Raw genomic sequence first — 14,970 nt, 5'->3', positions numbered from 1 at the left:
CGTCCATCGTGACGGTGCCGCGGGCCTTGGCCTGCTTGATGAACTTCTTGACCGCCGCATCGGTCAGATCGTGCAGCGGCCCGTCGCCGCCTTGGGTTTCGGTGGTCTCGGCTTCAGCCGTAGTAGTGCTCATCGACGTCTCCGAAATCGCTCCGGGTCTCCCTGCAAGACCTGGGCCGATCGTGGTTAATGTGGGCGCGGCCGGCGCCGTGAAGACTCACGACTCCAAATCCACCCAAAACGTTCCCGTTCTGATCGCACGCTTCAGTGCGTCACGTTCGCCCTTCAAGCGCATGAGATCAATCGCACCGGCGCTCGTGCCGCCAAGATCGCGCTTGGCGGCGGCCAGGGACTCCTCAAGCGCAGCCAGCCGCGTCATTGCGGTGAAGGCGCGCGACCACTGTGATCTAGCCGCTTCGAGGGAAACATCTTCCTTGAGGAAGGGCGCGCCCGATGCCGCGGCGGCCCGATCGATGTCTGTCAGCAGCGTACTAAACCCGCATGACGCCAGATGGCGCGCGAGGAGAGCAGAGTCAAGGTGCTCCGCCTCCACCTTTGCGCGGAGAAGCTCCTGAGTTAGGCGCGAAAGCGCCGGATCGCCGAATCCTTCAGCGATGAACGCGTCCTCCAGGTGATCGTCCAGCACGGCGGGATCGGCCACGGCGTAGTGGGCCAGGGCGGCCGGCAAAGCCTCGGGTCCGGTGGCGAGGCTTTTCGCCGCAGCCCTGCCTTCGGCGGTCGGCGTCGGCGAAACCCAGTGCGCCGGCGCGCCGCGTCCGTTCCGCCAGCGCCCGCCATTCCCCTGCCCTGGCCGCGAGGCGTAGGCCGGCGCGGCGGACGGCGGCGGCGCGAACAGCGCATCCAGCCGCTGGCGCAGGTCGTCGCGGTAGGCCTGGGCCAGGTCCTTGTCGGCGATGGCGGCCGCGGCGTGCATCAGCCGACCGCGCAGGCCTGCTCGTCGTTCGGGCGTGTCGAGGGTCTCCAGGTCGCGCTCGCGGGTGAACAGGGCGTCGACGAACGGCGTCGATTGCGAGAGCTGCTGGCGCAGCGCCGCGGCCCCCTGTTCGCGCAGCACCTCGTCGGGATCCTTGCCGCCCTCGACCAAAGCGAATCGGAAACTCTTGCCGGGCTGCAGCAATGGCAGGGCCCGATCGATCGCGCGCCAGGCCGCCTGGCGTCCTGCGCGGTCGCCGTCGAAGCACAGGATCGGCTCGGGGTGATGGCGCCAAAGCTGGCCCATCTGCTCTTCGGTGAGCGCGGTGCCCATTGGGGCCACGGCCGCCAAGCCGGCGCGCTGGCAGGCGATGGCGTCCATATAGCCTTCGACCACGATCAGGGACCCGCCGGCGGCGCCCGCGTCGGCGGCGAGGATCTTCCGCGCTTCGCCCAGGCCGTAGAGCATGCTGGACTTGTGGAAGAGTGCGGTCTCCGGGCCGTTCAGGTACTTGGCGCGCGCCTGCGGATCCATCGCCCGGCCGCCGAACGAAACCACCCGGCCGCGAGCATCGGCGATCGGGAAGATGATCCGGTCGCGGAACCGGTCATAGGGCTGGCCGCCCTCCTCCGGCGCGATCAGCAGGCCCGCGTCCACCAGTTCGCCCGGCCGCGCGCCCTTGGTGATCAGATAGTCCTTCAGCGCCGTGCGGCCGCCGGGCGCGAAGCCGAGGCGGAACCGCGCCCAGTCGGCCTGCGGCAGGCCGCGCTTTTCCAGATACTCTCGCGCCGCCTGACCGACCGGGCGGCGAAGTTCGGCCTCGAACCACTGGGCGGCGGTCTCCAGCCATTCCCCCAGGCCCAGGCGCTTCTTCTCCTGCTCGGCGGCGTGGGGATCGACGGCGGGCAGCGGCACGCCGGCTTCGGCGGCCAGCCGCTCGACGGCTTCGGCGAAAGACAGCCGCTCGGTCTCCTGCAGGAAGGTGATCAGGTCGCCGTTCTTGCCGGACGAGAAGTCGAAGAACTGGCCCTTGTCGTCGTTCACGTAGAACGAAGGCGTCTTCTCCTTGGTGAACGGCGAGAGGCCGACGTACTCACGCCCTTGGCGGCGCAGTTTCACCGTGCGGCCGATCACGTCGGACGGGCGCAGGCGCGATTTGATCTCGTCGAGGAAGCGTTCGTCGAAGCGCATCAAGGCCAGCATAGCGTGAGCGCAGAGGTGAGTCGCGCAGCCCAGAGTCGCGGCCAGGCGCTTGGCGTCTCGGGACATGATCGCAGAATAGGCAGTCGCCGCCGAAATTTTTGGCGCCCGGGCATTTCGGCGCCCTGGGACCCCCGCCCACCCATGACGCCAGCCGCCGTGGGGTGGACCTTGCAGGGCTAAGGGCGGGACGAGGCAGGCATGGCGAAGCGTGAGGTCGGCGCCTGGGGACGTTGGATCGCGCGTCACCTCGCGGGCTCCGCGTTGGCGCGCGCCGAAAGCGACGCTCAATTGGCCCGCGACCGCCTGCGCGACGCCATCGAAGCCATCCCGGAAGGCGTCGTCTTCCTGGACCGCGAAGGCCGCTACATCCTCTGGAACAAGCGCTACGCCGAGATCTACCACCGCTCCGCCGACCTTTTCCGCCCCGGCGAGCGGCTCGCCGATACGCTGCGCGTCGGCGTCGAGCGCGGCGATTATCCCGACGCGATAGGCCGCGAGGCCGAGTGGCTGGCCGAACGCCTGGCCAAACTCCAGAATCCCACCGGCGCGCGCCACGAGCAACGCGTCGCCGATGGCCGCTGGCTGATGATCGAGGAGCGCCGCACCAGCGACGGCGGCGTCATCGGTCTGCGGGTCGACATCACCGAGCTCAAGGAACAGGCGGAGGCGCTGGAGCACGCGCTGGCCCATGCAGAGGCGGCTAACCGCGCCAAGAGCGAGTTCCTGGCCGACATGAGCCACGAGCTGCGGACCCCGTTGAACGGCGTGCTGGGTCTGGCCCAGGCGCTGCAGGCGACGGGCCTCAACGCCAATCAGCAGGGGCTGCTGGCCGAGATCCAGGCTTCCGCCACCCAGCTCGATCGCCTGGTCAGCGGCCTGCTCGACTACGGCGACGCCGAATTCGCGCCGGCGGGCGAGCCGCACCTTGCCGGCCCCGGCTCATCGGCGGTCAGCGTGCTGGCCGCCGACGACAATCCCACCAACCGCAAGGTGATCGAGCTGATGCTGGCCGCCGCTGAGGCCGCGGTGACCAGCGTCGAGGACGGCGCCCAGGCGCTCGAGGCCTGGCGCGCCGGGCGCTACGACGTGGTGCTGATGGATCTGCGCATGCCGGTGATGGACGGTCTGGAGGCGATCCGCGCGATCCGCGCCGAAGAGGCCCGGGGCGGCCGCGCGCGCACCCCGATCATCGTGCTCTCGGCCAACACCTCGCCGGACGACCGCCTGGCGAGCGCTGCGGCCGGCGCCGACGGCCACATCGGCAAGCCGATCGGCGCCGAGGAGCTGATCGCCGCCATCGCCGTCGCCCTCGACGAACCTGCCGAGGCCTGAGCGCGGTCTCCCCTCAGCCGGGCGCGAACCGCGGCGAAAAATCCCGCAAAAAATCCCTATCATTGACCCGAGCCGGACGAGTCACTACCTACGCGGCCGTTTGCACGGCGGGTGGGTTTCAACCCGAGCCGCCGCCTGAGCGACGCCGCCCTCGCCCCACACGGAGATCTGCCATGAGCCGCGACCTTCTGCCTGGGGTGACCGGGGTGCTGGCCCTCGCCGACGGGACCATACTGCAGGGCCACGGCGTCGGCGCGCTCGGCCACGCGGTCGGCGAAGTCTGCTTCAACACCGCCATGACCGGCTACCAGGAGATCCTCACCGACCCCTCCTACATGGCCCAGATCGTCGCCTTCACCTTCCCCCACGTGGGCAATGTGGGCGTCAACCTGGAGGACGTGGAGCAGGTGTCGGGCGCCGCCGAGACATCGGCGCGCGGCGCGGTGTTCCGCGACCTGCCGACGCCGGCGGCGAACTGGCGCGCGGCCAGCGACCTGGACGGCTGGATGAAGCGGCGCGGCGTCGTGGGCCTGGCCGGCGTCGACACCCGCGCCCTCACTCGCCGGATCCGCGAAACCGGCATGCCGCACGCGGTGATCGCCCATTCGCCCGAAGGTGCGTTCGATCTCGACGCCCTGGTCGCCGAGGCCCGCGCCTGGAGCGGGCTGGTCGGCCTCGACCTCGCCAAGGATGCGTCATGCCTGCAGCCGTTCGTCTACGACGAGGGCCTGTGGACCTGGCCGGACGGCTACGCGAAACAGGCCGCGCCGCGCTACGAAGTGGTAGTCCTCGACTACGGCGTGAAGCGCAACATCCTGCGCGCCCTCTCCTCGATCGGCGCCCGGGTGACGGTGGTCCCCGCCTCGACCTCGGCGGCGGACATCCTTGCCCGCAAGCCGGACGGCGTGCTGCTGTCCAACGGCCCCGGCGATCCCGCCGCCACCGGTGAATACGCCGTGCCGCAGATCCGCGCGCTGGTCGACAGCGGCGCCCCGGTGTTCGGCATCTGCCTGGGCCATCAGCTTCTGTCGCTGGCTCTCGGCGCCCGGACCGTGAAGATGGACCAGGGCCACCACGGCGCGAACCACCCGGTGAAGGACCTGACCACCGGCAAGGTCGAGATCGTCTCGATGAACCATGGCTTCACTGTCGACCGCGACAGCCTTCCGGCGCCGGTGATGGAGACCCATGTTTCGCTGTTCGACGGCACCAACGCCGGCATCGCGCTGAAAGATCGCCCGGTGTTCTCCGTCCAGCACCACCCGGAGGCCTCCCCCGGCCCGACGGACTCGCTCTATCTGTTCGAGCGGTTCGCCGGCTTCATGAACCGGGGTAAGTAGCCGTCCCGCGGCTCAGATCTTCGCGAGCGCGCCCTTGGCGGCGATCGGACCGGTCGGTCCGTCAGGATTCGTCGAGCCGCCCGGCGCCTCGACCGAGACCGCGAGCGTCGCGCCTTCGGCGATCATCGGCGCCATGTCTCCCGGCATCGGCATGGCGCGCGAGCGCCCGGGCTCGACCATGCCCAGCGAGCGCGGCTTGCCGTCCGCGGGGATCAGCCACAGTTGGTGGACATGGACAGGGTCGGAGCCCGGCGGCACCAGCGAGGTGATGATCAGCGCCTTGCGGTCGGGGTCGTAGGCCGCGACGAACAGCGGCGTTATACCGGCGTCGCCCTTCAGACTGGCGTTGAGCAGCGGCGCCGGCTCGGGCGGCGCGATCAGGGTCGGCGGACGCGTCGCCAGCATCACCGCGACCGCGACGCTGGCCGCGGCCAGGCCCAGGGAGCCCGCGGCCGCGCCGCGCCAGAAGGAGATCCGCTTCCTCAGCATGGCGGTATCGTCGTTGGCCGCCAGGCGCGCCTCGATGCGCGGCCACACCGAGACTGGGGGCGCGACGGGGTCAATCTCTTCCAGCAACGGCGCGAGCCTCGCTTCCCAGGCCGCGACGTGCGCGGCGAAGCCAGGATCGACGGCCATCCGCCGCTCGGCTTGCGCCCGCTCTGCGGCGGACAGCAGGCCGATCGCGTGTTCCGCCGCCAGCGCCTCGTCGGACGGGAGTTCGGGAGCTTCGCTCATGGCTCGAGACACACCCTGAGCTTGAGCAGGCCTCGGCGGATCCAGCTCTTCACGGTGCCGAGCGGCTGCTCAAGGCTGTGCGCCAGCGCCTCATAGGTGACGCCTTCGAAGAACGCCGTGCGGATGACGCCGCGGGTGCGCGGGTCCAACTCCTCCAGGCAGTCGCCCAGCCGGCCGCGATCCTGGGCGGCTTCCATCAGCGCCTCGGCGCGGGGCGCCGTGTCCTCGATCTCGATCTCGCTGACGTCGATGGCGCCGGCCAAAGGTCCGCGCGCCCGCAGCCGGTCGATCGCCCGGTTGCGGGCGATCCGCGACATCCACGCGACGGCGCCGCCCTTTGCGGGCTCGAAGCCGTCGGCGCGGCGCCAGATCGTGAGGTAGACTTCCTGCAGCACGTCTTCGCATTCGCTCCTGTCTGAGAGGATACGAAGGCAGACACCGAAAAGCTTCGCGGAGGTCGCCTCATAGAGTCGGCGGAGCGCCGCGCGGTCGCCAGCAGCGACCTGCGACATCATCTCGACCAAAGGATCGGCGGCCAAAGGCGGGGTCTCTTCTGGGGGCGTTCAGTGCTCAGATCGCGGGTTAGTAACCCGCCAGGCGGCGGGACGATCAGCCCGCGGCGGCGGCCACGGCGACCTTGCGCGGCTTGCGCATAGCGGCGCGCTTGGCGGCGGCGGCTTCAAGCTTGGCGGCGTGACGGGCGGTGGCAGCTTCTTCCAGGGCGGGCAGCAGCTCGCCGGCCTGCGCGCGTTGCTTGTCGGTGCCGGTTTCGGCGAGACGGCGAGCATTGGCCAGCAGGTTGATGACGTCTTGGTCCGTCATCTCGGGAATCTTTTCGACAAGGCTCATCAGGGTCTCCTGCAGGCGGCGCGCGTCCCTCGCGCCTAGGGCAATACGGCTAGGGTAACGGCCAGTTTCATGGATTTTGGCATTTTTCTTTGCTGATTGCACGGGCCTGGAAATCGACATAGGATCGGCGCATCGAACTCGATAGGTTCGGCCGTCTTTCCGTGTCCTCACTTCAGGGCGCCGGACCTGCCTCCCGATCCCCTCGAACTTTGATCGGCCGCGCGAATGCTTGGCCGGTTCGGAACGACCACTAAAGGGAATTGAGATCTCTATGTCTACCGGCACTGTGAAATGGTTCAACGGCCAAAAGGGCTACGGTTTCATCCAGCCCGATGAAGGCGGCGCCGACGTCTTCGTGCACATCTCGGCCGTGGAACGCGCCGGGCTTCGTTCGCTGAACGAAGGCCAAAAGGTCACCTACGAACTCGAGCGCGACCCCCGCAGCGGCAAGACCTCCGCGGGTCAGCTCCAAGCCTAAGGTCCCCGCGGCGGCTCACTGGGCCGCCTGCGACTACGACGACCGGGGCCGATCCGAATGGATCGGCCCTTTTCTTATGCGCCACAACATGGCCGATCCGGATGGATCGACCTTTTCTTATTCGGCACACTGGGGCGTGCGCCTTGCGCGCATCCGACTCCCTCTCTAAACGGGCGCCTTAGCCTGCATTCCAGTCGCTGAACGGCCGCGCGAACACCCGCGCGGACCGGCCTTGGCGCGCGAGACGAGAGAACGAGATGCCCAAACGCACGGACATCAAGTCCATCCTGATCATCGGCGCCGGTCCCATCATCATCGGCCAGGCCTGCGAGTTCGACTATTCCGGCGTCCAGGCCTGCAAGGCGCTGCGCGCCGAGGGCTACCGGATCGTGCTGGTGAACTCCAATCCGGCGACGATCATGACCGACCCGGACGTCGCCGACGCCACCTACATCGAGCCGATCACCCCTGAGATGGTCGAGAAGATCATCGAGAAGGAACGCCCCGACGCCCTGCTGCCGACCATGGGCGGCCAGACCGCACTCAACACCGCTCTGGCGCTGGAGGCCTCCGGCGCGCTGGCCCGCTACGGCGTGGAGATGATCGGCGCGCGGGCCGACGTCATCGACAAGGCCGAGGATCGGCAGAAATTCCGCAACGCCATGGACCACCTGGGCCTCGAGAGCCCGAAGTCCAAGGCCGCCCACACGATGGACGAAGCGCTGGAAGGCCTCGAGTTCGTGGGCCTGCCGGCGATAGTACGCCCGTCGTTCACGCTGGCCGGCACGGGCGGCGGCATCGCCTACAACCTTGAGGAATTCCGCGAGATCGTCGAACGCGGCCTGGACCTGTCGCCGACCACCGAGGTGCTGATCGAGGAAAGCGTGCTGGGCTGGAAGGAGTACGAGATGGAGGTCGTCCGCGACAAGGCGGACAACTGCATCATCGTCTGCTCCATCGAGAACATCGACCCGATGGGCGTACACACCGGCGACTCGATCACCGTCGCTCCGGCCCTGACCCTGACCGACAAGGAATACCAGCGCATGCGCGCCGCCTCGATCGCGGTGCTGCGCGAGATCGGCGTCGAGACGGGCGGTTCCAACGTGCAGTTCGCGGTCAACCCCGCTGACGGACGCATGGTGGTCATCGAGATGAACCCGCGGGTGTCGCGCTCCTCGGCGCTGGCGTCCAAGGCCACGGGGTTTCCTATCGCAAAGGTCGCAGCGCGCCTGGCGGTCGGCTACACCCTCGACGAGCTGATGAACGACATCACCGGGGCGACACCGGCCTCATTCGAGCCCTCCATTGATTACGTCGTCACCAAGATTCCCCGCTTCGCCTTCGAGAAGTATCCGGGGGCGGAGCCGTATCTCACCACCTCGATGAAGTCGGTCGGCGAGGTGATGGCCATTGGGCGCACCTTCGCCGAGAGCCTGCAGAAGGCGCTGCGCGGCCTGGAGACCGGGCTGTCGGGCCTCGACGAGATCGAGATCGAGGGCGCCGACGATCCCGAGACCGGCCGCGCCGCGATCCTGCGCGCCCTAGGCTCGCCGACCCCCGACCGGCTGCGGGTCATCGCCCAGGCGCTGCGCCACGGCCTGAGCGTCGACGACATCAACGCCGCCTGCGCCTACGAGCCCTGGTTCATCCGCCAACTGGAGACCCTGGTAGAGGCCGAGGCGGGCATCCGCAAAGACGGACTGCCGACGACGGCGGCGGCGTTTCGCGCGCTCAAGGCGCAGGGGTTCGCCGACGCGCGCCTGGCGATGCTCACCCAGACCACCGAGGCCGAGGTTCGCGAACAGCGCCGCGCCCTGGGCGTCCGCCCGGTCTACAAGCGCATCGACAGCTGCGCCGGCGAGTTCCGCGCCGAGACGCCGTACATGTACTCGACCTACGAGACCGGCTCGCTAGGCCAGCTCCCCGACTGCGAGAGCGAGCCCTCCGACCGACGAAAGGCGATCATCCTGGGCGGCGGTCCCAACAGGATCGGCCAGGGCATCGAGTTCGACTACTGCTGCTGCCACGCCGCCTTCGCCCTCGAAGACATCGGGGTCGAGTCGATCATGGTGAACTGTAATCCCGAGACCGTCTCCACGGACTACGACACGTCCGATCGCCTGTACTTCGAGCCGCTCACGGCCGAGGACGTGCTGGAGCTGATCGACGTGGAGCGCACCCGCGGCGAGCTGCTGGGCGTGATCGTGCAGTTCGGCGGCCAGACGCCGTTGAAGCTGGCCAAGCCGCTGGAGGACGCCGGCATCCCCATCCTCGGCACCTCGCCGGACGCCATCGACCTGGCCGAGGACCGTGAGCGCTTCCAGCAACTGCTGCACCGCCTGGAGATCGCCCAGCCGATCAACGCCATCGCGCGCTCGGCGGAACAGGCCTTCGAGGGCGCGCGCAAGGTGGGCTTCCCGGTGGTCATCCGCCCGTCCTATGTGCTGGGCGGCCGGGCCATGGAGATCGTCCGCGACGAGGAACAGCTCGCCCGCTACGTCCGCGACGCGGTGAAGGTCTCCGGCGACAGCCCCGTGCTGATCGACCAGTACCTGTCGCGCGCCACCGAGGTGGACGTCGACGCCCTGTGCGACGGCGAGCAGGTGTTCGTCGCCGGCGTCATGGAGCACATCGAGGAAGCCGGGGTACACTCCGGCGACAGCGCCTGTTCCCTGCCCCCGTTCTCGCTGCGCCCGGAGACCATCGCCGAACTCAAGGTGCAGACCCGCGACATGGCGCTGGCGCTGGGCGTGCGCGGGCTGATGAACGTGCAGTTCGCGATCGAGGAGCCGCACTCGGCGGCCCCGCGCATCTTCGTGCTTGAGGTCAATCCGCGCGCCAGCCGCACGGTGCCGTTCGTCGCCAAGACCATCGGTCGGCCGCTCGCCGCCATCGCCGCGAAGATCATGGCCGGGATGAAGCTCTCCGAGTTCGATCTGACCGAGACGCCCTACAACCACATCGCGGTGAAGGAGGCGGTGTTCCCATTCGCCCGCTTCGCCGGCGTCGACACCGTGCTGGGCCCGGAGATGCGGTCCACCGGCGAAGTCATGGGCCTGGACTGGGTGCGTCCCGGCGAGACCCTGGCGCCGGCCTTCGCGCGCGCCTTCGCCAAGAGCCAGCTGGGCGGCGGCGTCATCCTGCCCCAGTCTGGCTGCGTGTTCGTCTCGGTGAAGGATTCCGACAAGGCCTGGGTGCTGGAACCGGTCCGCCTGCTGGTGGCGCAGGGCTTCCGCATCCTGGCCACCGAAGGCACCGAGACCTATCTCACGGCCCAAGGCGTCCCCGTCGAGCGGGTCAAGAAGGTGCTGGAAGGCCGGCCGCACATCGTCGACGCGATGAAGAACGGCGAGGTGCAGCTCGTCTTCAACACCACCGAGGGCCGCCAATCGCTGGCGGACAGCTTCGAGATCCGCCGCACCGCGCTGATGATGAAAACGCCGTACTTCACCACCACGGCGGGCGCGCTCGCCGCGGCCCAGGCGATCGGGGCGACGGCGGCCGGTCCCCTGGAAGTGCGGCCGCTGCAAAGCTACGCTTAACCATAGGCTTAATCACCACTATTGACCGTTTTTGTTCAGGGGTGCAGGCTTTTCGCGTCGCCTTGCTTCGGCAGGCGCGTAGTGGGCGCGTTCCGGCGGCCCCTGAAGACCGGCCGGCGAGCCCGCAACGGGCGCCTGTCGCAGTCTGGCGGAGGACTAGTCCTCAACAGAGTGCGAAGGAAAACCCATGCAACCGGCCCATCACGATGGCGAAGTGCATCATCACAAGAACCGCCATCTGCTTGAAAAATTTGAAGGATATACTGACCTGATCATCGTTGGGATGATCATTCTGCTGGGCGCTGCGATGCTGATCGGCCTGATGACCGCCAGCGGAAACGTCACCTGGTGACTTGGACGGCCGCGCAGGCTCCCGCCCCGCGGCCGGGTTCCGAATGAGTCCCCGTCTGCGCGGCCTTGCGCAGGCGGGATCGGAGCATGACGGTCGACGCCGATCGAAGGGTTCGCTATCTCGCGCGCCATGAGCGCCACCCTTCACATGGTTTTCGGCCCGGTCGGCGCCGGCAAAACCACCTACACCCATGACCTCGCCCGCCGCACGCCGGCCGTCGCCTTCATCCTCGACGACTGGATGGCGCGGCTGTTCGCGGCCGACATGCCCGATCCCATCGAATTCGAATGGATGATGCAGCGGGTCGAGCGTTGCGAGGCGCAGATCTGGTCGAGCGCCGCTGCGGTCATGGCGGCCGGAACCTCGGTGGTGTTCGACATCGGTCTGATGCGGCGCACCGATCGTCAGCGCATCATCGAGGTCGCCCAGGCTTGCGACCTTCCCCTGCAGGCCCATCTGGTGACCGCGCCTAAGGCGATACGGCTGGCGCGCGTGCTGGAGCGCAACGAAGTGCGTGGCGAGACCTTCGCCATCGCCGTCACGCCGGAGATGTTCGACTTCATGGAAGGCGTCTACGAGCCGCCCGAGGCGGACGAGCTGGTCGGCTGCATCATCTCCGAGAGCGTGTAACCCTGCTTTTGCGCTATCTGACAAATTTGCAAGGTGCACGCGGGGGCGGCGCCAGACGCCGCGCCTAAACCCTCTCTCGCCGCCGGTCTTCGGGGGCGCCTTAGAGGAAACCTCTCCAAGCGTAGTCTCATCGCCCCTGTGGCCCTGATCGTCTCCCTCGCCGGCGGCTCGTCCGCCTTCGCCGCGACCGCGCCCGCCAAGACGGCGCCGGTCGTCAGCACGGCCAGCGCCTGCGCGGCGCAATGGAGGCCGAGAAGAAGCACATCCAAACCCGCAAGGCCTTCGTATCGGCCTGCGAGAAGAAAGCCTGACGACCTTGGCGGGCGGCGCGCCCCCGCCGCCCGCCGCCCTTTCGACGCTTTGCGGCGCGACACCTTCACCGAGCTGTTCGGGTCGGCGGCCGAGGACGCCGGCCAGTCGCTCAGCGTTCAGGCGCCCCAGGCCCACGTGCTCGCCTTCACCCACGAGACCTTGCTGCGGCAGGCGATCGGCAACCTGCTGCACAACGCCGTCGTCCACGCCGGCGACGGGGGCGTGTAGGCTTGTCGATGGCTGAGGAACAGGCGGGCTTGATCCGCGTTTCCGTGGCCGACACCGGACAGGGGGCGTCGACGGCGTCGTTGGGACGTGTTCAGGAGCGTTTCGTGCGGCTTGACGAACATCGCAACGGCCCTGGGACCGGTCTGGGCTTGGCGTTGGTCGCAGCCTGCGCCAAGCTGCACGGCGGCCGGCTGAACCTGGAAGACAACGCACCAGGCCTTCGCGCTGTCATGCAACTCCCGTCTGGAAGTGAAGCCCTTGAGTTGAGCGACGCTTCCCACTATCCTTTCACCCCCCGGACGCCTGCGCCCGCGGCCGGCACGTGAACCCCTGGGCGAAACCCGAGTCATCATCCACGATGGAAAAAGTTCCCATGACCGCCGAGGGCTACCAAGCCCTCGACGAGGAATTGAAGCGTCTGAAAACCATAGAGCGGCCGGCTGTGATCGCCGCTATCGGGGAGGCGCGCGCTCATGGCGACCTGTCCGAGAATGCTGAGTATCACGCCGCCAAAGACCGGCAGGGCTGGATCGAAGGACAGATCGCCGAGATCGAGGACCGCATGGCGCGGGCCCAGGTCATCGACGTGTCGAAACTGTCCGGCAGCCATGTGAAGTTCGGCGCCACGGTGTCGATGATCGACGAGGACACCGAAGAACCGGCTCGCTACCAGATCGTCGGCGAGCATGAGGCCGACGTGAAATCCGGACGGATCTCGATCACCTCCCCGATCGCGCGTGCGATGATCGGCAAGGTTAGTGGCGACGTCGTCGAGGTGAACACGCCAGGGGGCGTCAAAGCCTACGAGATCACCAAGGTGGAGTGGGTCTAGCAGACCCGCTCTGGCCGGATCGCCGCCATGGCGAGCTCCGACTCCGAACCGCTGACCATCTGGGTGGTCTCCGACGGCCGCGCCGGCATTGAGGTGCAGCCACTGGGGCTGGCTGAGGCGATCGCGCGGCGCCGTCCTGCGCGGATCATCCTCAAGCGGATCGGCTGGAAGGGCGCGATCGGTCGCCTGCCATGGGGGCTGATTCCGTTTCCCCGCGCCTTGTTGCGTTCGCCCGCCGAGATCGCTCCGCCCTGGCCCGATCTGTGGATCGCCGCCGGTCGCGCGACGCTGCCGCTGTCGACGAGGATGCGCGCCTGGTCCGCCGGCGCAGCCTTTGTCGTGCAGACCCAGGATCCGCAAACCCCGCCCCGCGCCTTCGACCTGGTCATCCCTCCGCGCCATGACCAGCTGGAGGGCGCGAACGTCTTCCCCATCACCGGCTCGCCCAATCGCGTTACGCCCGGTCGGCTGAGCGACGACCTGGCGCGTTTCGCGAGCCTGATCGCGCCTCTGCCCCACCCACGCGTGGCGGTGCTCGTGGGCGGCAAGTCCCGCGCGTTCGATCTGTCCACGACGCGCGCCGCCGCCATCGCCGACCAGGTGGCCGGCGCCGTCGAGGCGGCTGGCGGCTCGATCATGCTCACCTACTCCAGGCGGACGCCGGCCGACGCCAAAGAAACCATGACCGCCCGCCTGCGCGACGTGCCCGGTACGATCTGGGACGGCGCGGGCGAGAACCCCTACTTCGCCTTCTTGGCCGGCGCGGATGTGCTGCTCGCCACTGAGGACTCCGTCAACATCGCCACCGAGGCCGCCTCGACGGGAAAGCCGCTCTACATCCTCGCCATGGAAGGTGGCTCGCCCAAGTTCGCCCGCTTCCATAGGGACTTGGAAGATCAGGGGATTTCCAGGCGCTTCAACGGCGATCTCGAAACCTGGAGCTATCCGCCGCTGGCGGAGACCGATCGGGCGGCGGACGAGATCCTGCGCCGCCTCGACGCACATCGGGCGACGCCCTGACGCCCTCAACTGCCTCAGGCTTTGCAATCGGCTGCGCCTTGCCCTTCCATCCGGCGCGAGGAACCCGCCGATGATTCTCCGCAGTCCGCCACGATGAGCGACATCCAGCGCATCCTGTTCGTCCCCGACGCCGGTCCGCATGTGGGCGGCGGCCATGTCATGCGCTCGTTGACCCTCGCCGAGGCGCTGGGTCAGCGCGGCGGCGCCTGCGTGTTCATGGCCTCGCCCCAGGTCGCCTCTGTTCTGGACGCCTTCGCGCCCGAAATCCCCCGCGTGCCCGCCGACGGCCGCTCGGCGGTCGAGCTGATGGACGCCGACGCCCGCGCCTTCGACGCCGTGGTGTTCGACCACTACGGCCTCTCCCAGGGCGAGCACCTGACCATCGCGCGCGGTCGCCCCAGCATGGCGCTGGATGACCTCGCCGACCGCTCGCTCGCGGTGGATATGGTGCTGGACAGCGGCCCCCAGCGACGCGCGGAAGATTACGAGGGCCTGATCCCCGCTGGCGCCCGGCTGTTGCTGGGACCGGCCTATGCGCCGGTCCGCCCGCAGTTCGCAGCGCTTCGCGCGCCAGCGCTGGCCCGGCGCGGCGGTCCGGTGGAGCGGGTGCTGGTGTCGCTGGGCCTGACCGACCTGGACGGAGTCACCGCCCGCGTGCTCGATCGTGTGCGGCCCAGGTTGGGCGAGGTGGCCCTCGATGTCGTGCTGGGCGGCGCGGCCCCCACCCTGGCCGGGCTGGAGCGTCTGGCCAGACGGGATTCCCGCCTGAATGTGCACGTCGACACTCGCGACATGGCGAAGCTCACGGCGCATGCGGACTTCGCGGTGGGCGCGGCCGGCTCCAGCGTCTGGGAGCGTTGCACGCTGGCCCTGCCATCGCTGCTTTTGGTGTTGGCGCCCAACCAGAGGCCGGCCGCAGCCGCGCTCGCGGAACTGGGTGCGGCGCTGGTGGTGGATGCGGCCGCGGCGGACTTCGAGAGCGCCTTCGACCGCGCCTTCACGCGTCTCTCCACCGACGCCGATCTTCGCGCGCGCATGGCCGCCAAGAGCGCCGAGGTGTGCGACGGATTGGGCGCAGGCCGCGTCGCCGATGCTTTTATGGATCTGATCGCAGCCAAGCGACGCAGCGACACGCCGCTTTAACCCTGTTTTTGCGACTCGGCGGCGACTGTGCCTTCGC

General features: G+C 68.6%; 16 protein-coding genes. 11 read left to right on the top strand and 5 right to left on the bottom strand.

Annotation, left to right across the window (positions count from 1 at the left end; all coding sequences use genetic code 11):
* Together Q8M88_RS06345 and dnaG are read right to left on the bottom strand one after the other, a co-directional pair.
* Positions 1–133: hypothetical protein (locus tag Q8M88_RS06345; protein WP_305595515.1), on the bottom strand; the 133-nt coding region annotated here is incomplete at its 3' end.
* An 84-nt stretch (positions 134–217) separates the two neighbouring features.
* Positions 218–2,125 carry a DNA primase gene (dnaG, locus tag Q8M88_RS06340; protein WP_305595513.1) on the bottom strand — a complete coding sequence of 636 codons (1,908 nt, stop codon included), beginning with the start codon at positions 2,123–2,125 and terminating at the stop codon, positions 218–220.
* A gap of 210 nt (positions 2,126–2,335) precedes the next feature.
* Here dnaG and Q8M88_RS06335 point away from each other — a divergent pair, with 210 nt between their 5' ends.
* Together Q8M88_RS06335 and carA are read left to right on the top strand one after the other, a co-directional pair.
* Positions 2,336–3,469 carry a response regulator gene (locus Q8M88_RS06335; RefSeq protein ID WP_305595507.1) on the top strand — a complete coding sequence of 378 codons (1,134 nt, stop codon included), beginning with the start codon at positions 2,336–2,338 and terminating at the stop codon, positions 3,467–3,469.
* A gap of 173 nt (positions 3,470–3,642) precedes the next feature.
* The gene (carA, locus tag Q8M88_RS06330; protein ID WP_305595505.1) at positions 3,643–4,809 is read left to right on the top strand and encodes a glutamine-hydrolyzing carbamoyl-phosphate synthase small subunit; all 1,167 of its coding nucleotides are present in this window, start codon (positions 3,643–3,645) and stop codon (positions 4,807–4,809) included.
* A 12-nt stretch (positions 4,810–4,821) separates the two neighbouring features.
* On the opposite strand, the gene Q8M88_RS06325 is transcribed toward carA, so the two are convergent.
* From Q8M88_RS06325 to Q8M88_RS06315, 3 genes are all read right to left on the bottom strand, one after another.
* Positions 4,822–5,544 carry an anti-sigma factor domain-containing protein gene (locus tag Q8M88_RS06325; RefSeq protein ID WP_305595503.1) on the bottom strand — a complete coding sequence of 241 codons (723 nt, stop codon included), beginning with the start codon at positions 5,542–5,544 and terminating at the stop codon, positions 4,822–4,824.
* The gene (locus tag Q8M88_RS06320) at positions 5,541–6,056 is read right to left on the bottom strand and encodes a sigma-70 family RNA polymerase sigma factor (protein WP_305595511.1); all 516 of its coding nucleotides are present in this window, start codon (positions 6,054–6,056) and stop codon (positions 5,541–5,543) included. The genes Q8M88_RS06325 and Q8M88_RS06320 overlap by 4 nt, the downstream gene beginning before the upstream one ends.
* Before the next feature lie 97 nt (positions 6,057–6,153).
* Positions 6,154–6,393: a hypothetical protein gene (locus Q8M88_RS06315; protein WP_305595501.1), complete on the bottom strand. Its 240-nt coding sequence runs from the start codon at positions 6,391–6,393 to the stop codon at positions 6,154–6,156.
* Positions 6,394–6,664: 271 nt separating this feature from the next.
* On the opposite strand from Q8M88_RS06315, the gene Q8M88_RS06310 reads away from it, so the two are divergent.
* The 9 genes from Q8M88_RS06310 (at position 6,665) to pseG (ending at position 14,933) form a co-directional block, all read left to right on the top strand.
* Positions 6,665–6,871, top strand: a complete 207-nt coding sequence (locus Q8M88_RS06310) for a cold-shock protein (protein WP_305595499.1) — start codon at positions 6,665–6,667, stop codon at positions 6,869–6,871.
* A 257-nt stretch (positions 6,872–7,128) separates the two neighbouring features.
* Positions 7,129–10,416 carry a carbamoyl-phosphate synthase large subunit gene (gene carB, locus Q8M88_RS06305; RefSeq protein WP_305595497.1) on the top strand — a complete coding sequence of 1,096 codons (3,288 nt, stop codon included), beginning with the start codon at positions 7,129–7,131 and terminating at the stop codon, positions 10,414–10,416.
* 187 nt (positions 10,417–10,603) lie between these two features.
* Positions 10,604–10,768 (top strand): hypothetical protein, encoded by a 165-nt coding sequence (locus Q8M88_RS06300; protein ID WP_305595495.1) that lies wholly within the window; start codon positions 10,604–10,606, stop codon positions 10,766–10,768.
* Between the two features lie 129 nt (positions 10,769–10,897).
* The gene (locus Q8M88_RS06295; RefSeq protein ID WP_305595493.1) at positions 10,898–11,398 is read left to right on the top strand and encodes an ATP-binding protein; all 501 of its coding nucleotides are present in this window, start codon (positions 10,898–10,900) and stop codon (positions 11,396–11,398) included.
* A gap of 138 nt (positions 11,399–11,536) precedes the next feature.
* Positions 11,537–11,938, top strand: a complete 402-nt coding sequence (locus Q8M88_RS06290) for a hypothetical protein (RefSeq protein ID WP_305595491.1) — start codon at positions 11,537–11,539, stop codon at positions 11,936–11,938.
* Positions 11,939–11,946: 8 nt separating this feature from the next.
* Positions 11,947–12,264 carry a sensor histidine kinase KdpD gene (locus tag Q8M88_RS06285; RefSeq protein ID WP_305595489.1) on the top strand — a complete coding sequence of 106 codons (318 nt, stop codon included), beginning with the start codon at positions 11,947–11,949 and terminating at the stop codon, positions 12,262–12,264.
* A gap of 32 nt (positions 12,265–12,296) precedes the next feature.
* Positions 12,297–12,770 (top strand): transcription elongation factor GreA, encoded by a 474-nt coding sequence (gene greA, locus Q8M88_RS06280; RefSeq protein ID WP_305595509.1) that lies wholly within the window; start codon positions 12,297–12,299, stop codon positions 12,768–12,770.
* 27 nt (positions 12,771–12,797) lie between these two features.
* Positions 12,798–13,790, top strand: coding sequence for a mitochondrial fission ELM1 family protein (locus tag Q8M88_RS06275; RefSeq protein ID WP_305595487.1), 993 nt, complete (start codon positions 12,798–12,800; stop codon positions 13,788–13,790).
* Positions 13,791–13,883: 93 nt separating this feature from the next.
* The gene (gene pseG / locus Q8M88_RS06270) at positions 13,884–14,933 is read left to right on the top strand and encodes a UDP-2,4-diacetamido-2,4,6-trideoxy-beta-L-altropyranose hydrolase (RefSeq protein WP_305595485.1); all 1,050 of its coding nucleotides are present in this window, start codon (positions 13,884–13,886) and stop codon (positions 14,931–14,933) included.
* Positions 14,934–14,970 lie beyond the last annotated feature (37 nt).

It is taken from the genome of Phenylobacterium sp. (assembly GCF_030693805.1).
Taxonomy (GTDB): Bacteria; Pseudomonadota; Alphaproteobacteria; order Caulobacterales; family Caulobacteraceae; genus Phenylobacterium.
The sequence above is the reverse complement of the archived record's forward strand: the minus strand, read 5'-3'. Positions and strand labels throughout refer to the sequence as shown.